Source organism: Lactobacillus iners, from assembly GCF_011058775.1.
Taxonomy (GTDB): domain Bacteria; phylum Bacillota; class Bacilli; order Lactobacillales; family Lactobacillaceae; genus Lactobacillus; species Lactobacillus iners.
The window spans coordinates 187,430-206,397 of sequence record NZ_CP049230.1; the positions used below are offsets into that span (position 1 = coordinate 187,430).

The 18,968-nt window shown below is 37.2% G+C and carries 10 protein-coding genes, 3 tRNA genes, 3 rRNA genes and 1 riboswitch; of the genes, 15 read left to right on the top strand and 1 reads right to left on the bottom strand.

Translation table 11 applies throughout. The features are described from left to right. From G6Z82_RS00995 to G6Z82_RS01050, 12 genes are all read left to right on the top strand, one after another. The gene (locus tag G6Z82_RS00995) at positions 1-2,070 is read left to right on the top strand and encodes an LTA synthase family protein (RefSeq protein WP_164785698.1); all 2,070 of its coding nucleotides are present in this window, start codon (positions 1-3) and stop codon (positions 2,068-2,070) included. Between the two features lie 430 nt (positions 2,071-2,500). Next, positions 2,501-4,071, top strand: a 16S ribosomal RNA gene (locus tag G6Z82_RS01000). Positions 4,072-4,288: 217 nt separating this feature from the next. Continuing rightward, positions 4,289-7,188: ribosomal RNA gene (locus tag G6Z82_RS01005) — 23S ribosomal RNA — on the top strand. Between the two features lie 60 nt (positions 7,189-7,248). After that, a 5S ribosomal RNA gene (gene rrf / locus G6Z82_RS01010) occupies positions 7,249-7,365 on the top strand. The 16S, 23S and 5S rRNA genes sit together here with 3 tRNA genes alongside, the layout of an rRNA operon. A gap of 65 nt (positions 7,366-7,430) precedes the next feature. Next, positions 7,431-7,520: transfer RNA gene (locus G6Z82_RS01015), tRNA-Ser, on the top strand. A gap of 99 nt (positions 7,521-7,619) precedes the next feature. After that, positions 7,620-7,691, top strand: a tRNA-Glu gene (locus G6Z82_RS01020). Between the two features lie 4 nt (positions 7,692-7,695). Next, positions 7,696-7,768 (top strand) — tRNA-Val (locus tag G6Z82_RS01025). 46 nt (positions 7,769-7,814) lie between these two features. Further along, positions 7,815-7,891: riboswitch (SMK box riboswitch) on the top strand. Next, positions 7,889-9,094, top strand: a complete 1,206-nt coding sequence (gene metK / locus G6Z82_RS01030; protein ID WP_006729004.1) for a methionine adenosyltransferase — start codon at positions 7,889-7,891, stop codon at positions 9,092-9,094. (Overlaps the previous riboswitch by 3 nt.) Beyond that, complete coding sequence (locus G6Z82_RS01035) at positions 9,087-10,553, top strand: MDR family MFS transporter (RefSeq protein WP_006729003.1); 1,467 nt, start codon at positions 9,087-9,089, stop codon at positions 10,551-10,553. The genes metK and G6Z82_RS01035 overlap by 8 nt, the downstream gene beginning before the upstream one ends. A 286-nt stretch (positions 10,554-10,839) precedes the next feature. Further along, complete coding sequence (gene leuS / locus G6Z82_RS01040; RefSeq protein ID WP_164785699.1) at positions 10,840-13,254, top strand: leucine--tRNA ligase; 2,415 nt, start codon at positions 10,840-10,842, stop codon at positions 13,252-13,254. Positions 13,255-13,275: 21 nt separating this feature from the next. After that, positions 13,276-14,904, top strand: a complete 1,629-nt coding sequence (locus tag G6Z82_RS01045) for a putative polysaccharide biosynthesis protein (protein WP_006734808.1) — start codon at positions 13,276-13,278, stop codon at positions 14,902-14,904. A 23-nt stretch (positions 14,905-14,927) separates the two neighbouring features. Then, the gene (locus G6Z82_RS01050; protein ID WP_006732759.1) at positions 14,928-15,494 is read left to right on the top strand and encodes a histidine phosphatase family protein; all 567 of its coding nucleotides are present in this window, start codon (positions 14,928-14,930) and stop codon (positions 15,492-15,494) included. A 144-nt stretch (positions 15,495-15,638) separates the two neighbouring features. Here the strand turns inward: G6Z82_RS01050 and G6Z82_RS01055 are convergent, their stop codons facing one another. Further along, positions 15,639-16,403, bottom strand: a complete 765-nt coding sequence (locus tag G6Z82_RS01055; RefSeq protein ID WP_006728999.1) for a DeoR/GlpR family DNA-binding transcription regulator — start codon at positions 16,401-16,403, stop codon at positions 15,639-15,641. 162 nt (positions 16,404-16,565) lie between these two features. Between G6Z82_RS01055 and G6Z82_RS01060 the strand changes: the two genes are divergently transcribed. From G6Z82_RS01060 to G6Z82_RS01070, 3 genes are read left to right on the top strand one after another with little or no spacing between them, the layout of a single operon-like run. Continuing rightward, a complete protein-coding gene (locus tag G6Z82_RS01060) occupies positions 16,566-17,036 on the top strand; it encodes a PTS sugar transporter subunit IIA (protein WP_006728998.1) in 471 nt (156 codons plus the stop codon). Positions 17,037-17,053: 17 nt separating this feature from the next. Further along, the gene (locus G6Z82_RS01065; RefSeq protein ID WP_006731507.1) at positions 17,054-17,362 is read left to right on the top strand and encodes a PTS sugar transporter subunit IIB; all 309 of its coding nucleotides are present in this window, start codon (positions 17,054-17,056) and stop codon (positions 17,360-17,362) included. Positions 17,363-17,380: 18 nt separating this feature from the next. After that, positions 17,381-18,946: a PTS galactitol transporter subunit IIC gene (locus tag G6Z82_RS01070; RefSeq protein WP_006731505.1), complete on the top strand. Its 1,566-nt coding sequence runs from the start codon at positions 17,381-17,383 to the stop codon at positions 18,944-18,946. Positions 18,947-18,968 lie beyond the last annotated feature (22 nt).

An 18,968-nucleotide genomic window follows, 5' to 3' on the forward strand; every position in this document is an offset into this window, starting at 1 on the left:
ATGGCTCGATTAAAAGCTTTGTTTAATTGGTTAACCAAAACAAAAATCGGTTATTTTATTATTTTATTAACCTTTTTTTGGTTAAAAAATTATATAGTTTATTTGACTAAATTCAACCTAGGTGTTGTTGGATCTACACAGAATTTTTTGTTGTTATTTAATCCCATACCTGCAGGTATTATTTTGCTGGGAATATGCTTATTTTTCAAAGGTAGAAAAGCGTATTGGTTAGCCTTGTTGGTTGACACTATATTATCAATGTGGCTATTTGCAAATATTTTATATTATCGTGAATTTTCTGACTTTTTATCTGCTTCTATCATAAAAACGTCAGGTTCAAGCTCCGATAATTTAGGCAAAAGTATTGCAGGCATCTTGCATTTTAGTGATTTTTTCGTTTTTTTGGATGTAGCAATAATTGCTATCTTACTTATATTCAAAATAATAAAAATTGATGTTCGCAATCTAAAATTTAAGATTTCTGCTCTTGTCGAACTTTTAGCAATTGCATTAGCAGGTTTAAATCTTACTATGGCACAAAAAGATAGATCAGGTCTTTTGACGCGTACTTTTGATAATAATTATATTGTTAAATATTTGGGACTTAATGCTTTTACTGTATATGATGGTATTAAGACGGTTCATACTAGCACAGTTATGGCTAAGGCTAATCATAATGATCTGAAATCTGTGCAAAAATATGTACAGAGGCATTATATTGAGCCAAATAATGAATATTTTGGTGTAGCTAAGGGAAAAAATGTACTGGTTATCCATTTGGAAAGCTTCCAGCAATTTTTGATTGACTATAAAGTTGATGGTAAGGAAGTTACTCCTAATTTGAATAAATTGTATCATTCTAAAAATACTTTGAGTTTTAAAAATTTCTTTAATCAGGTTGGACAAGGTAAAACATCTGATGCGGAAATGATGTTAGAAAATTCAATTTATGGGTTACAAGCTGGTTCTGCAATGTCAAGTTATGGTACGACTAATACTTTTGAAAGTGCTCCTGCAATTTTAAGACAAAAGGATAACTATACATCAGCAGTAATGCATGGAGGAGCAGGTTCTTTTTGGAATCGTGACAATGCTTACAAATCATTTGGCTACGACTATTTTTTCCCATTATCTTTTTATAAAAATAAGAAACATTATTATGTTGGGTATGGATTAAAAGATAAAATCTTTTTGTCACAATCCGTTAAATATATTGAACATTTGACGCAACCATTTTATTTGAAATTGATAACTGTAACTAATCATTATCCTTATGAAATTGACAAAAAAAATCAATCAATTGATAAAACAGATACAGGTGATAAAACTGTTGATGGTTATGTGCAAACTGCACATTATTTAGATCAAGCTATCGGTGAATTGCTTGCTTATTTAAAGAAAACAAAATTAGATAAAAATACTTTACTGATGCTATATGGAGATCATTATGGTATTTCAGGTAATCATCATCGAGCTTCAGCACAATTACTTGGCAAGAGTAGTTTTAATAATTTTGATAATCTACAATTCCAGCGTGTACCGTTGATGTTTCATATGAATGGTCTCAAAGGTGGCATTAAGCGTACTTATGGTGGAGAAATAGATGCTCGTCCAACCTTATTTAATCTGTTAGGAATTAAGGACAATGATTTAATTCAATTTGGTCATAGTTTGTTATCGCCTGATAATCCGCAAATAGTAGCACAGCGTAATGGAGATTTTGTTACACCAGAGTATTCCAAAGTAGAAGGAAGTTATTACTATACTAAATCGGGTAAGAGAATCAAGCATTTGACTGTTGAACAAAAAAGAAAAATTAGTTTGATTAATAATATTGTGACTAGTGAATTATCCTTATCAGATCGAATAATAACTGGAAATCTGTTACGTTTTTATAAACCTGACTGGTTTACAACAGTTAAGCGTAAAAAATATTCATATAAGAAATCTGACACCATGAAAGAATTAAAAAAGCGAGAAAAAAAGAGAAAAAATTCTTTGTGGTATTTAAATAACAAAAAAACCACCCAGAGCATGTTTAAAACGGATGCTCCAGAACTTGATAAGTGAGTTTATCCTAATGTTAGTTATATCTATAGCTAACATTAGGATTTTTTTTGATGTTTTTTCAAAAAAAGCTTGCTAATTCATAATTAAAAGAGTAACATAAAGAAGTTGTCTGAATGATTAGATTTCAGATGCTATAAAAATTGAAAAAAGTAGTTGAAAAATACTTTTCAATCATGTATAATTTTTAAATGTCGTCACGGATAAGACGTGAGCGGCAGGTTTATGAGAAAAAATTCTTTACAAACAGAATTAAGTATGATAAACTAAACAAGCACTAGATGTGCGTAGTACCTTGAAAACTGAACAAAGTTTCGCTAATTGTGTGCGGGGGTAAGACCCCAAACAAAAGCGAAGTCAATTTCGCAAGCAATAAATTTGAGATAACAAATCAAACAAATCGAAAATGAGCTAGAACAGTTCAATTTAAAAATAAATTGAGAGTTTGATCCTGGCTCAGGACGAACGCTGGCGGCGTGCCTAATACATGCAAGTCGAGCGAGTCTGCCTTGAAGATCGGAGTGCTTGCACTCTGTGAAACAAGATACAGGCTAGCGGCGGACGGGTGAGTAACACGTGGGTAACCTGCCCAAGAGATCGGGATAACACCTGGAAACAGATGCTAATACCGGATAACAACAGATGATGCCTATCAACTGTTTAAAAGATGGTTCTGCTATCACTCTTGGATGGACCTGCGGTGCATTAGCTAGTTGGTAGGGTAACGGCCTACCAAGGCGATGATGCATAGCCGAGTTGAGAGACTGATCGGCCACATTGGGACTGAGACACGGCCCAAACTCCTACGGGAGGCAGCAGTAGGGAATCTTCCACAATGGACGCAAGTCTGATGGAGCAACGCCGCGTGAGTGAAGAAGGGTTTCGGCTCGTAAAGCTCTGTTGTTGGTGAAGAAGGACAGGGGTAGTAACTGACCTTTGTTTGACGGTAATCAATTAGAAAGTCACGGCTAACTACGTGCCAGCAGCCGCGGTAATACGTAGGTGGCAAGCGTTGTCCGGATTTATTGGGCGTAAAGCGAGTGCAGGCGGCTCGATAAGTCTGATGTGAAAGCCTTCGGCTCAACCGGAGAATTGCATCAGAAACTGTCGAGCTTGAGTACAGAAGAGGAGAGTGGAACTCCATGTGTAGCGGTGAAATGCGTAGATATATGGAAGAACACCGGTGGCGAAGGCGGCTCTCTGGTCTGTTACTGACGCTGAGGCTCGAAAGCATGGGTAGCGAACAGGATTAGATACCCTGGTAGTCCATGCCGTAAACGATGAGTGCTAAGTGTTGGGAGGTTTCCGCCTCTCAGTGCTGCAGCTAACGCATTAAGCACTCCGCCTGGGGAGTACGACCGCAAGGTTGAAACTCAAAGGAATTGACGGGGGCCCGCACAAGCGGTGGAGCATGTGGTTTAATTCGAAGCAACGCGAAGAACCTTACCAGGTCTTGACATCCATAGCCAGTCTAAGAGATTAGATGTTCCCTTCGGGGACTATGAGACAGGTGGTGCATGGCTGTCGTCAGCTCGTGTCGTGAGATGTTGGGTTAAGTCCCGCAACGAGCGCAACCCTTGTCATTAGTTGCCAGCATTAAGTTGGGCACTCTAATGAGACTGCCGGTGACAAACCGGAGGAAGGTGGGGATGACGTCAAGTCATCATGCCCCTTATGACCTGGGCTACACACGTGCTACAATGGACGGTACAACGAGAAGCGACCCTGTGAAGGCAAGCGGATCTCTGAAAGCCGTTCTCAGTTCGGATTGCAGGCTGCAACTCGCCTGCATGAAGCTGGAATCGCTAGTAATCGCAAATCAGCACGTTGCGGTGAATACGTTCCCGGGCCTTGTACACACCGCCCGTCACACCATGAGAGTCTGTAACGCCCGAAGCCGGCGGGATAACCGAAAGGAGTCAGCCGTCTAAGGCGGGACAGATGATTAGGGTGAAGTCGTAACAAGGTAGCCGTAGGAGAACCTGCGGCTGGATCACCTCCTTTCTAAGGAAGGCGAAAGTATCTGGAGAGCAGAGATGCTAAGAGAAGGATATGAGAAGCCAAGCGGAAAGCACACAAAGAAACTTTGTTTAGTTTTGAGGGCAATAAGCACTCAAGAGTTAGGACATTGAAAACTGAATATAATCAAAGCAAAAACCGAGACAATCAAAGAACAGATTGAAAAAAGAGCGACCGAGAAGAGAGAAGCTCAACTTGAATAGGTCAAGTAGAGAAGGGCGCACGGTGAATGCCTAGGCACTGGAAGCCGATGAAGGACGTGACAAACGACGAAATGCTTCGGGGAGCGGTAAGTACGCAGAGATCCGGAGATATCCGAATGGGGGAACCCGGCACCGCGAGGTGTCACCTTGAATGTGAATAGATAGCATTAAGGAGGAAGACGCAGTGAACTGAAACATCTAAGTAGCTGCAGGAAGAGAAAGAAAGATCGATTTCCCAAGTAGCGGCGAGCGAACAGGAAAGAGCCCAAACCTAATGGCTTGCCATTAGGGGTAGAAGGACTGTAAAAAGCCGAATGGAAGGATAGCAGAATTATCTGGGAAGATAAGCCAAAGAGGGTGAGAGCCCCGTAAGCGAAATCCGGAAACGAGGTGAGCAGGATCCTGAGTAGGTCGGGACACGAGGAATCCCGATTGAATCCGCGAGGACCATCTCGCAAGGCTAAATACTAACCAGTGACCGATAGTGAACCAGTACCGTGAGGGAAAGGTGAAAAGAACCCCGGGAGGGGAGTGAAAGAGAACCTGAAACCGTGTGCCTACAAGTAGTCAGAGCACGTTAAAGTGTGATGGCGTGCCTTTTGTAGAATGAACCGGCGAGTTGCGTTGTGGTGCAAGGTTAAGTCAGAAAAGACGGAGCCGAAGCGAAAGCGAGTCTGAAGAGGGCGAGATAGTATCATGACGCAGACCCGAAACCAAGTGACCTACCCATGACCAGGTTGAAGGCGTGGTAAAACACGCTGGAGGACCGAACCCACGCAAGTTGAAAATTGCGGGGATGAGTTGTGGGTAGCGGTGAAATTCCAAACGAACTTGGAGATAGCTGGTTCTCTCCGAAATAGCTTTAGGGCTAGCCTCGTGTGAATGATAATGGAGGTAGAGCACTGTTTGGACTAGGGGCCCGTCAGGGGTTACTGAATCCAGATAAACTCCGAATGCCAGATATCAATGCACGGGAGTCAGACTGCGAGTGATAAGATCCGTAGTCGAAAGGGAAACAGCCCAGATCACCGGTTAAGGTCCCAAAATCTATGCTAAGTGGAAAAGGATGTGGAGTTGCACAGACAACTAGGATGTTGGCTCAGAAGCAGCCACCATTTAAAGAGTGCGTAATAGCTCACTAGTCGAGTGACGCTGCGCCGAAAATTTACCGGGGCTAAGCATAGTACCGAAACCGTGGATGCAGTTAGCTGCGTGGTAGGAGAGCGTTCTAAAGGCGGAGAAGGCAGATCGAGAGGACTGTTGGAGCGTTTAGAAGTGAGAATGCCGGTATAAGTAGCGAAAGACAGGTGAGAATCCTGTCCGCCGAAAGACTAAGGTTTCCTGGGGCAGGCTCGTCCGCCCAGGGTAAGTCGGGACCTAAGGTAAGGCCGAGAGGCGTAGCCGATGGACAACAGGTAGATATTCCTGTACTATTCGTAATCGATAAGAGCGAAGGAGGGACGCAGGAGGCTAATGACGCATGGAGATGGAATCATGTGTAAGCGTTAAGGGAGGATACGAGTCAAATGCTTGTAGCCAATTTTGAGACGTGATGCGGAGTGAAATCAAAGTAGCGAAGGTCATGAAGTCACACTGCCAAGAAAAGCTTCTAGCCAGAGAGCGAGTACCCGTACCGCAAACCGACACAGGTAGTCGAGGAGAGAATCCTCAGGTGAGCGAGAGAACTCTCGTTAAGGAACTCGGCAAAATAACCCCGTAACTTAGGGAGAAGGGGTGCTGAAGAGAAATCAGCCGCAGTGAAGAGGCCCAAACAACTGTTTATCAAAAACACAGGTATCTGCAAAATCGTAAGATGACGTATAGGTACTGACACCTGCCCGGTGCTGGAAGGTTAAGAGGATAGCTTAGCGAAAGCGAAGGTTAGAATTGAAGCCCCAGTAAACGGCGGCCGTAACTATAACGGTCCTAAGGTAGCGAAATTCCTTGTCGGGTAAGTTCCGACCTGCACGAAAGGTGTAATGATTTGGGCACTGTCTCAACGAGAGACTCGGTGAAATTATAATACCCGTGAAGATGCGGGTTACCCGCGACAGGACGGAAAGACCCCATGGAGCTTTACTGTAGCTTGATATTGAGTATTTGTTAAACATGTACAGGATAGGTAGGAGCCAGAGAAGATAGGACGCCAGTTTTATCAGAGGCAATGTTGGGATACTACCCTTGTTTGATGGATCCTCTAACTCGTCACACTAAGCGTGTGAGAGGACAGTGTCAGGTGGGCAGTTTGACTGGGGCGGTCGCCTCCTAAAGAGTAACGGAGGCGCCCAAAGGTTCCCTCAGAATGGTTGGAAATCATTCGCAGAGTGTAAAGGTAGAAGGGAGCTTGACTGCGAGAGAGACAACTCGAGCAGGTACGAAAGTAGGGCTTAGTGATCTGGTGGTACTGCATGGAAAGGCCATCACTCAACGGATAAAAGCTACCCTGGGGATAACAGGCTTATCTCCCCCAAGAGTTCACATCGACGGGGAGGTTTGGCACCTCGATGTCGGCTCGTCGCATCCTGGGGCTGAAGTCGGTCCCAAGGGTTGGGCTGTTCGCCCATTAAAGCGGCACGCGAGCTGGGTTCAGAACGTCGTGAGACAGTTCGGTCCCTATCCGTCGTGGGCGTAGGAAATTTGAGAGGAGCTGTCCTTAGTACGAGAGGACCGGGATGGACATACCGCTGGTGTACCAGTTGTCTTGCCAAAGGCACCGCTGGGTAGCTATGTATGGAAGGGATAAGCGCTGAAAGCATCTAAGTGCGAAGCCCCCCTCAAGATGAGATTTCCGAAGCGAAAGCAGTAAGACACCTTAGAGACGATGAGGTAGATAGGCCGGGAGTGGAAGAGCAGTGATGCTTGGAGCGGACCGGTACTAATAAGTCGAGAACTTGACCAAAGAGAGCTCGGAAGAAGCAGAGATTATATTCAGTTTTGAGTGTAAAAGCTCAAGGAAGAGTACGGTGGCGAAAGCAAGAAGGAAACACCTGTTCCCATGTCGAACACAGAAGTTAAGGTTCTTAACGCCGAGAGTAGTTGGTGGGAAACTGCCTGCGAGGGTAGGACGTTGCCGTGCTCTTTTAATTTTTCAGTATAATCCGTTTGGATTTATTGAAAGACTATTAATTTAACATTAATAGTGGAGTGTTGTCCGAGAGGCCGAAGGAGCATGATTGGAAATCATGTATACGGGCATTACCTGTATCGAGAGTTCGAATCTCTCACACTCCGTAGTTAGGGACTTTTTAAGTTTTTAACTAGTTATAAATATCGCTTGCATAGCTTTGTGGGCAATGTTATCATCGAAGCTATGTTAGGGATAATTTATATGACCCGTTGGTCAAGTGGTTAAGACATCGCCCTTTCACGGCGGTATCATGAGTTCGAATCTCGTACGGGTCATTTTGGAGGATTAGCTCAGCTGGGAGAGCATCTGCCTTACAAGCAGGAGGTCACAGGTTCGAGCCCTGTATCCTCCATAGGAGACTACCAAATGGTAGTCTTTTTTAATATTTATTATTGTATTACGGTTAAGGTCCCGAGAGGATTCGAAATTCGAAGATGCCTTGTAACCGATTTTTTAAAGGGGGACTTCTATTATGAAGCAAGAGAAACATTTATTTACGTCAGAATCAGTTTCTGAGGGTCATCCAGATAAAATTGCTGATCAAATTTCAGATGCAATTTTGGATGCAATTTTAGCTAAAGATCCTAATGGTCGTGTTGCTTGTGAAACTACGGTAACTACAGGATTGGTTTTAGTTGTAGGAGAAATATCTACATTAGCATATGTTGATATTCAATCTATAGTCAGAAAGACAATTAATGAAATAGGTTATAACCGACCAGAATTAGGCTTCGATGCTTCTAATTGTGCAATTTTGGTTGATATTGATGAACAATCATCTGATATCGCTGGAGGAGTAGATAACTCCTTAGAGGTTAGAAGTGGTAATAAAGGCGATGATCGTCTTAATCAAATTGGTGCTGGAGATCAAGGCTTAATGTTTGGATTTGCCATTAAGGAAACACCTGAACTTATGCCTTTACCTATATCCTTAGCACATAAGATTATGAGAAAAACTGCTGATTTACGAAAAAATGGTACTTTACCTTGGTTAAGACCTGATGCAAAAGCTCAAGTAACTGTTGAATATGATAAGGATAATAAGCCTAAACGTATTGATACTATTGTTGTTTCAACACAAACAGATGATGTAGTATCAAATGATGAAATTCAAAATAGTATAATTAATGATGTGATTAAAAAGGTTATACCAGAACGCTATCTTGATGAAAATACAAAATATCTAATTAATCCTTCCGGGAGATTTGTTATTGGTGGACCTAAAGGTGACTCAGGATTAACTGGTCGAAAAATTATTGTAGATACTTACGGTGGCTATGCAAGACATGGTGGAGGTGCCTTTTCAGGTAAAGATTTAACTAAAGTTGATCGTAGTGCAAGTTATGCAGCACGTTATGTAGCTAAAAATATTGTTGCAGCAGGGTTAGCTTATCGTTGCGAGATTCAGTTAGCCTATGCAATCGGTGTAGCACATCCAGTATCAATCATGATTGATACTGCGGGTACAGGTGTAGTTGATGAATCACTATTAGTACAAGCTGTGCGTGAGATATTTGATTTGCGTCCAGCTGGGATTATAAAAATGTTAGATTTAAATCGTCCTATATATAAGCAAACTGCAGCTTATGGGCATTTTGGTAGAACTGATATTGATTTACCTTGGGAGCATACCGATAAGGTCAGTGAATTATTAGATTATGTGAAAAATCATGAATAAAGTCCGTCATACAAATATAAAAATCATCACCTGTGCTATTTTTCTTACCACTTTTATGACTGCCATAGAAGGAACCATTGTTTCAACAGCAATGCCAACTATTGTTTCAGATCTTAATGGTTTGGAAATTATGAGTTGGGTTGTATCAATATTTTTATTAATGACAGCAGTAACTACACCAATTTATGGAAAATTAGCAGATAGTTTCGGTCGAAAGCCCGTGTTCTTATTTGGAATATTAATTTTTGTGATAGGTTCGTCGTTATGTGGCTTAGCACAAAATATGTTTCAATTAATTATCTTTAGAACAATTCAAGGCTTAGGATCTGGTGCTATTCAACCTGTTGCAATTACGATGTTAGCTGATTTATATCCAATTGATAAGAGATCTAAAATATTAGGATTAAATTGCGGCTTTTGGGGTGTAGCAGCTATATTAGCACCTTTATTGGGTGGATTTATTGTACAACATTTATCGTGGCATTGGATATTTTATATTAATGTTCCGATAGGTATTGCAGCATTGATTATGGTACAGGTATATTTTATTGAGAAAAAGGTCAATAAAATAGTATCGCTAGATTATGCAGGATCAGCAATTTTAATCGTATTTTTATTATCGTTGATGTTATTTTTGCAATTTCTGGATCAGCCCGGAACTTTGTTGTTGACTATCGCTTTATTAGTTATTAGCATATTTAGCTTTGTATTATTCTTTAGTGTAGAAAAAAAGGCTAAAGATCCAATTATCCCTTTGTCTATTATCAAAAATAAGGAATTTATCTGTCATAGTTTAATTACTCTATTAATTTCAGGAGTTGTTATTGGCTTTGAATTTTATATTCCGACTTGGATGCAGGGAATTAATGGTGTTAGTTCATCAATGGCTGGTTTTGCAGTCACACCAAGTTCTTTATTATGGATTGTTGGTTCCTTCATTTCAGGAACATTAATGTTTCGTTATGGTACCAAAAAGCTATTTGATGTCTTTTTAGCAGTATTATTATTGGCAGATATATGTCTTTTATTAGTACCAATATATACACCGCTTTGGGTATTTTGCGTTTTGGCAGCTGTTAATGGCATCGGTTTTGGAATCATTATCACAGTGGCATTAATGAAATCACAATTGATTGTTTCTCCAAAAGATATAGGGGTTGCAACAGCATTTAATACATTGTTGAAATTTTTGGGTCAAACAATGATGGTTTCACTCTTTGGTGTTGTATTTAATACTTCAATTATGGCAGGATTACAAAAACATCCGCAGTTAACACAAAATATGATGAATAAAATTGTTGCTTCTGCTAAATTATCTCAGTTAGATCCAAAATTTGTTCCACAATTAAGAATGGTGCTTATTAATGCATTAAAATCTGGTTATTGGGTAGCATTAGTTTTAATTGTCGTTTCTTTTTTACTGAATCATTTGTATAAAGAAAAGAGAATTAAAAAGTAATATGATGGTATAAATTACCTTGTAAAATTTCTTTTTTGTGGTAAATTATAATCATTATAGATAAAAAAAGAGTTGAGATTAGTAAATGAACCTGCATTTTCAGAGAGGGATTATTGGTGTGATATCCTAATGTAATTCATTGAACTTACTCCGTAGCAAACTCTACGTTGGCACAGCGATAACGTGCGACAAGGGTCATGTTATGCATGGAACTTAGGTGGTACCGCGATTCAATTTCGTCCTATGATTTACTTTCATAGGACGTTTTTTATTTTAGGAGGAAAAAATGTATAATCACAAAGTTGTTGAAAGAAAATGGCATCAATATTGGTCAGAACATAAAACATTCAAGACAGGAACAGATCCAAATAAGAAAAATTACTATGCTTTAGATATGTTTCCATTTCCATCCGATAAGGGTCTTCATGTAGGGCATCCAGAAGGATATACTGCTACCGATATTTTAGCTCGTATGAAAAGGGCACAAGGATATAATGTTTTACATCCAATGGGTTGGGATGCTTTCGGGTTACCAACTGAGCAATATGCAATAAAAACTGGTAGAGATCCTATGGATGTTACTAAGGAAAATATAGCTAATTTTAAAAATCAACTAACCCAACTTGGATTTTCTTACGATTGGGATCGTGAGGTAAATACTAGTGATCCTGCTTATTATAAATGGACACAGTGGGTATTTGAACAAATGTATAAAATGGGATTAGCTTATGAGGCTGAAGTTCCTGTTAATTGGTCACCAGATCTGGGTACAGTTGTAGCAAATGAAGAAGTAATTGATGGTAAAACAGAGCGTGGAGGTTTTCCTGTTTATCGTCGCAATATGCGTCAGTGGATGTTAAAAATGACAGCTTATGCAGATAGATTATTGGAAGATTTAGATGATTTAGATTGGCCTGAACCAATCAAAGAAATGCAACGCAATTGGATTGGTAGATCATATGGTGCCCAAATTACTTTTCAAGTTGAAAATACTAATTTGACTTTTGATGTTTTTACTACTAGACCAGATACATTGTTTGGTGTTAGTTATACTGTTTTGGCACCAGAAAATGAATTAGTTAAAAAAATAACTACAGAAGAACATCAAGCGGATGTAGAAGCTTATATCAAAAAAATAGAATCAAAATCTGATTTGGAAAGAACTGATCTAAATAAAGATAAAACAGGTGTTTTCACTGGAGCATATGCTATTAATCCAATTAATGGTGACAGAGTACCTATTTGGATATCTGATTACGTTTTAGCAAGCTATGGTACTGGTGCAGTGATGGCAGTACCTGCACATGATGATCGTGATTACGCTTTTGCCAGCAAATTCTCTTTACCAATTAAAGAAGTTATTAAGGGCGGCGATGTCCATCAAGCAGCCTTTGTTGGCGATGGTGAGCATGTAGCTTCTGGTTTTATTAATGGTTTACACAATGAGGAAGCCAAAAATAAAATAATTGAATGGTTAGAGGAACATAAGCTTGGTAAAAGAACAGTCAATTATAAATTACGTGATTGGGATTTTTCAAGACAACGTTATTGGGGAGAACCTATACCTATAATTCATTGGGAAGATGGTGAAACTACATTAGTTCCGGAAGACCAATTACCATTAATCTTGCCACATGCAACCAATATTAAGCCTTCAGGCACACCTGAAAGTCCATTAGCTAATTTGACAGATTGGATCAATGTTGTTGATGAAAATGGACGTAAAGGTAAACGTGAAACTAATACTATGCCTAATTGGGCTGGTTCTTCTTGGTATTACTTACGTTATATTGATCCTAATAATACTGAAAAATTAGGTGAATATGAGTTATTCAAGAAATGGCTTCCAGTTAATATGTATGTAGGTGGAGCTGAACATGCTGTAAGACATTTATTGTATGCTAGATTTTGGCATAAAGTGCTCTATGATTTAGGAGTTGTGCCTACTAAGGAGCCATTCCAAAAATTATATAATCAAGGCTTGATTCTTAAGGATCATGAAAAAATGTCTAAGTCTAGAGGCAATGTAGTAAATCCTGATGATATTGTTGAAGAATATGGAGCAGATAGTTTAAGAACTTACGAAATGTTCATGGGACCACTTGATGCATCGATTGATTGGGATGATAATGGTCCAGCATCGATTAAAAAATTCCTTGATCGTGTATGGCGTTTAATGGTTAATGATTTGGATGTTAAGGCTGTAGTAAGTGACAAAATTGTAGAAGAAAATGACGGTCAACTAGATAAAGTTTACAATCAAACTGTCAAGAAAGTTACAGAAGATTTTGAAGCACTACACTTTAATACTGCAATTTCGCAAATGATGGTGTTTGTCAATGAGGCTCAAAAGGCAACCTCTATTCCGCGTGCTTATGCTGAAGGTTTTGTTCAATTGTTAGCCCCAGTTGCACCACACATGATGGAAGAAATTTGGCAAATATTAGGTCATGATGAATCAATATCATACGTTAAATGGCCTAGTTATGATGAAAGTAAATTGATTGAATCAGTAGTTGAAGTGATGATTCAAATTAATGGAAAATTGCGTGGAAAAATTAAGGTAAAAGTGGATACTGCAAAAGAAGAATTAGAAAAGCAGGCTTTAGCTGATCAACATGTTCAAAAGTTTTTAGCAGATAAAGAAATACGAAAAATTATCATTGTTCCCAATAAAATTATCAATATTGTAGCTAAATAATATTTTACTTAGGAAATTTAAATGAATAATAACAATCAACAAACAGAAAATTCACGCATTTCTTTGCTAAAAGGTTCCGCTTGGATGACGCTAGGTTCAATTTTTTCACGTGTATTAGGTGCGATTTATATTATTCCATGGTATGCATGGATGGGAGCACATGGTAATGTAGCCAATGCGTTAACAGCTAAAAGTTATAATATATATAGCTTATTTTTGATAATCTCTACCGCTGGTATACCAGGTGCAGTAGCAAAACAAGTTGCTAAATATAATGCCATAAATGAATATGGTATTGGACGCAAACTATTCAAGCATGGCTTATTTTTGATGATGATCTTTGGAGTTGTATCTGCATTTGTTATGACTATAGCTTCACCAATTTTAGCAGGTAATGATTCAAGACAGATTCCAGTATTACATAGTTTAGCTTTAGCCGTATTGATTATTCCAATTTTGAGTATTATGCGAGGATATTTTCAAGGCTACAATGATATGATGCCATCCGCACTTTCCCAACTTGTAGAACAAATTGCTCGTGTTGCATGGATGTTATTTACTGCATATCTGATTATGCAAGTTCAACATGGAAGTTATTTAACAGCTGTTATTCAATCTAATTTAGCAGCAGCTGTCGGTGCATTTTTTGGCATTGCTCTCTTAGTTTTGTTTTTACTTAAAAGAAAGAGTAATGATGATAAATTAATCTTATCTTCTAATAATGAAATTGAAGTTTCTACGCAAAGTCTTTTTAAGGAAATTATCGGCCAATCGGTACCTTTTATCATTATTGATTCTGGTATTACATTTTTTCAGTTAATGGATCAATATACTTTTCATCCGATTATGAATAACTTGGTGCATGTTTCCTATGATCAGATTGAAAGCTGGTATGCTTTATTTGGCTTAAATGCTAACAAGTTGATTATGGTTATCGTATCTTTAGCGACAGCAATGGCGATGACGGCGATACCATTACTCTCTGGTGCTCACGCCAAAAAAGATTATAAAGATATTTCCAGACAAATAGAAAATACTTTAGAATTATTTTTATTTTTCATGATACCTGCCTCATTAGGAATGGCAGCTGTTTCAGTGCCAGTTTATACAATCTTTTATGGAGCTGATCCTTTAGGTGCCAATATTTTATTTTTATCTGGCATAGCAGCAATGTTTTTAGGTGCATTTACTATTTTAATGGCGATTTTGCAAGGACTATCTGAAAATGGTTTAGCTATTAAATATTTACTTATTGGAATAATTATCAAGAGTATCTTTCAATGGCCGGCAATCAAACTTTTCCAAGTATATGGTCCTTTGATTTCCACAATTATCGGACTCATTTTCACGATATCTTTTGCTTTGATGCACTTGCGTATAAAATATAAGTATAATTACAAACGAACCAAAAAAATATTTCTTGCCATACTAATAATATCGTTAATGATGTTTATGCTTTCTTTGATATTTGTTGTGATAGCAGGCAAATTATTAAATCCTGAACATCGAATTAATGCATTGATATTAGCTGCTGGTGGAAGTATTATAGGCGGGCTGTTTTATTTTTATATCACATTTAAATTAAAGCTAGCCCAAAAAGTTATAGGAAATAAAGTTGAACGATTGGCAAAAAAATTACACATCTGTTAAGTTTAGAATATATGGAGTAAGTTATGGTAAAAACATTGTATATAGTACGTCATGGACAGACATTTTTTAACTTTCATCACAAAACACAAGGTTCATGTGATTCGAGATTAACCGCCTTAGGTATTAGACAGGCTAAGGCTGCTGGAGATTATTTTAGAAAGCAAAAAATAAATTTTGATGCTGCTTACTGTTCTACGCAGGAACGTGCTAGTGATACATTAGAATTAATTACGGACCACAAAATGCCATACACTAGATTAAAGGATTTTTGTGAAAAAGATTATGGTATATTTGAAGGTGCTGACGAGTATACTTTGCCTTGGAATGGTGATAAATTAGATGCCCCTTCTATGGAACGTGATGATCATGTTGTAGAAAGAATGGTTAATGGTCTCAAACGAGTTCAGGAAGAGACTGAGGATGGACAAAATATTTTGATTGTAGCACATGGTGATATTATTGCTATGTTTTCTAAACTATATAATTCTAATATTCCGCATTTTAGTTGTTGTAGTTTTGTTAAGTTTCTTTATGATAAAGGTACATATACATTTGCAGGTTTTTATGAACCAGCAATAGATGTTGAATAAGAAGATATATTGTATTTTGATTTCTAGAAAATAAAAGATATAAAAAAAGTCTACCTGATGCTGTAGTGTCACAAAAAAGTAGGACTAAAAATCTAACTTTTTTTGATTACTTCATATGCATGAGATAGACTTTTTATTTAGGTTTTATGAGTTAATTATTTGTATATTATGTACTTTACAAAAATTGATAAATTTAGTATCTGTGATTTTTTTATCGGTAATTAGTATATCAATATCGCTTAAATCACATAGTTTTATAAAATCTTGATTATTTTTGAATTTAGATGAATCAATTAGTGCTACCGTCTTTTCTGATTGTTTGATGGCTTCACGTTTTACTTGTGCTTGTAATAAATCTGCCATATATAAACCAGATAAATCTATAGTACTGCATGAAACAAATGCATACTTAGTTTTAAATTGATGAATAAATCGTATAGCTTCATTATCTAATACGGATTGTGAATAAGGTTTTATTAAGCCTCCACTAATAAAAACCGAAAAATTCATGTGGTTTTGTAATTGGCTGGCGACAATCAAATTATTGGTAATAATTTTCAAATTGCTAAAATTGTTTAAATAGGTTGCCAATTTAGTGCATGTAGTAGATGAATCGATAAAAATCGCATTATTGTTTTGGATTAAATTAGAAGCCGTTTTACATAGCTTATCCTTCAAAAGGGTATTTTTGTTTTCTCGATATAACCATGCATATTCAATGTTTTCTTGCTTTAACAATATAATTTTTCCAGCTTCACGCTTAATTAAATGTTGTTGCTCAAGGATCATAAGGTCACGTCTTAACGTTGAGATAGGAGTATTGGTGTTTTTTTGAAGAGTAGTAATGTGTATAGTTGGATGGTCTTTTAAAATTTCAATCAACTTATTGATTCTCTGACTAGATTTCATAGTGTATAATCTCCATATTCAAAAAAGTGGTCAAATATCCATTATAATACCACTAAAAATGAAATATTTTCAAATTACATAAATTGATATATAAGCAAGCTTTAAAAGTAGATAAACTAAAAGTGAATAAAGAAAGCGTTTGCAAAGAAAGGGAAGATCAGTATGACAACAATAGACTATAAAAATATGATTCAAAAAGATTGCATTTTTTTGAACTTAAAAGTCGCTGATAGACATGAATTATTTGAACAAGTTGGCGAGAAATTAAAGCGTATCGGATATGTTAAAGATACATATGTAGATGCTCTTAATGAACGTGAAGCAGAATTTCCAACAGGGTTAATGACTAAATATCTACCTATATCATTACCACATGTTGATTCCGTAAATGTTAATCGTGCATTCATTGCTGTAGTAAAAAATGATAAGCCTATTCATATGTTACAAATGGGTAGCAATGAGGATATGCAATGTGAATATTTTTTCTTTTTAGGCATTACTGATTCCTCACATCAAGTTATATTGTTACAAAAATTTATGCAGTTATTAAGAGATAAATCGTTTGTTGATCGATTAATTTGCATTAATAATGTAGATGATATGTTCGAATTTATGCAAGAAAAATTTAATTAGAATGGAAGATGATTGATATGGCAAGTATTGTTGTTGCATGTGGTAGTGGAGTTGCTACTAGTGAAAATGTTGTTGGAATTATAAAGAGCTTTTTGGAAGAACATAATATAACAGGTGTTAAAGTTAATGCTACGGATTTTAAACAGTTAGCAGATATCTTACCTCAGTATGATATTTATGTTTGGATAGCTAAACCAACGCAAGAGATAATGGATATATGCAGTAAGAATGGCATAATCGATGTTAATGGTGTTAATATCCTTACTGGTAACAATGATGAAGATTCTTATAAAAAGATTATTTGGGGATTAAAGAGATTAATTTAATAACAAAGGGTGAGAAAAATGCAAGTTTTACAAAGTGTAGTGCAATGGGTACTGAACTTGGGTTCCAATGTATTTGTACCGTTCATCATGTTTATTATTGGACTAGCTGCAGGATTAAAATTTAAAAAATCATTTGTAGCTGCTTTGACATTAGGTGTAGCATTTACTGGCATGACACTTGTTGTTAATTATATGACAAGTATCATTACACCTGCTGGTAAAGCAATGTCAAAAGCTTTGAGTGTATCTTTAACAGCTACAGATTTAGGCTGGACAGGTGTAGCTGCTATTACATGGACAGCTAAGGTAGCATTCTTGTTTTTCCCATTGCTGTTAGTTATTAATTTTATTATGTTGGCATTGAATTGGACTAAAACATTGAATGTTGATATGTGGAATGTTTGGAATAAGATCTTTACGTATGTTTTAGTTTATTATATGACTAATAGCATGTTATTTGGCTTTTTAGTAGCTGGCTTACAGATTATTTTTGAATTAAAAGCTGGGGATGTTTTCCAAAGACATATTCAAGATTTGACGGGAATGGAAGCAATTACTGTGCCACATTTCATTACATTATTTGCTGTCATTTTAATGCCTTTGAATAGAATTCTAGACTTTTTCCCAATTTTCAATAAACCATTTGATGCAGAACATATCCAAAAGAAACTTGGTATATGGGGTAGAAATGATACTATGGGTTTCATTATTGGATTATTACTTGGATTTGGAGCCGGATATGGATTATCTAAGTCATTAACTTTGGGAATTGAAGCAGCTGCAGCTATGTCACTCTTCCCAATGATATCTAAACTTTTTATGGAAGCATTGAATCCTATTGCAGCTTCTATGGGAAAATTTATGAAAAATCACTTTAAAGACAGAGAAGTTTACATAGGAGTTGACTGGCCGGTATTAGCTGGAAGAAGTGAATTTTGGGTAACATTAATTATTCTAGTACCTATTGAACTTATTTTTGCTATGATATTGCCTAAAAATAATGTTTTACCTTTTGCTGGAATTATAAATCTATCCTTTGGTGTAGCTGCATTAATATTAACAGGTGCAAATTTATTGAGAATGATAGTGCTTGGCATTATTACTACTCCTATCTTCCTATACGGAGGAACTTATTTCGCACCAATGATCACCAAAATGGCACAAACAACACATGCAGTTAAAGTACCTGCAGGAACTCAAATATCATGGTCTTCATTCGAAGGTCCTGATTTTAGAATGCTATTTGGGCAAGCATTTTCGTGCAAATGGTGGGCTATAATTGGTGCTATTGTTTGGACTTTGTTATTTATTTGGATGTATAGATATGTATCTAAGGCACCACTTCCTAGTCAAAGATATCATATGAACTTAGATACTGAAGAGGTAAGTGACACGACTAATGCAATTTCTTCTGAAAGTGTTATTAGTGATGACTACAAATCCATTGATTTACATGAATTAGATGGTAAAGATTTGAGTAATAAGAAACATGTGATACCTAACCTTAGGAGAAGTAATGAAGATTACAAATCTGTAGGTTTACATGATATAGATGGTAAGGATTTTAGTGCATTAAGACATTAATTAGTGGTATTGAAAAATGAAA

Excerpts from the sequence above, each read along its gene's own strand:
- G6Z82_RS00995 (WP_164785698.1), top strand. The coding sequence starts at position 1 with ATGGCTCGATTAAAAGCTTTGTTTAATTGGTTAACCAAAACAAAAATC.
- metK (WP_006729004.1), top strand. The coding sequence starts at position 7,889 with ATGAAGCAAGAGAAACATTTATTTACGTCAGAATCAGTTTCTGAGGGT.
- G6Z82_RS01035 (WP_006729003.1), top strand. The coding sequence starts at position 9,087 with ATGAATAAAGTCCGTCATACAAATATAAAAATCATCACCTGTGCTATT.
- leuS (WP_164785699.1), top strand. The coding sequence starts at position 10,840 with ATGTATAATCACAAAGTTGTTGAAAGAAAATGGCATCAATATTGGTCA.
- G6Z82_RS01045 (WP_006734808.1), top strand. The coding sequence starts at position 13,276 with ATGAATAATAACAATCAACAAACAGAAAATTCACGCATTTCTTTGCTA.
- G6Z82_RS01050 (WP_006732759.1), top strand. The coding sequence starts at position 14,928 with ATGGTAAAAACATTGTATATAGTACGTCATGGACAGACATTTTTTAAC.
- G6Z82_RS01055 (WP_006728999.1), bottom strand. The coding sequence starts at position 16,403 with ATGAAATCTAGTCAGAGAATCAATAAGTTGATTGAAATTTTAAAAGAC.
- G6Z82_RS01060 (WP_006728998.1), top strand. The coding sequence starts at position 16,566 with ATGACAACAATAGACTATAAAAATATGATTCAAAAAGATTGCATTTTT.
- G6Z82_RS01065 (WP_006731507.1), top strand. The coding sequence starts at position 17,054 with ATGGCAAGTATTGTTGTTGCATGTGGTAGTGGAGTTGCTACTAGTGAA.
- G6Z82_RS01070 (WP_006731505.1), top strand. The coding sequence starts at position 17,381 with ATGCAAGTTTTACAAAGTGTAGTGCAATGGGTACTGAACTTGGGTTCC.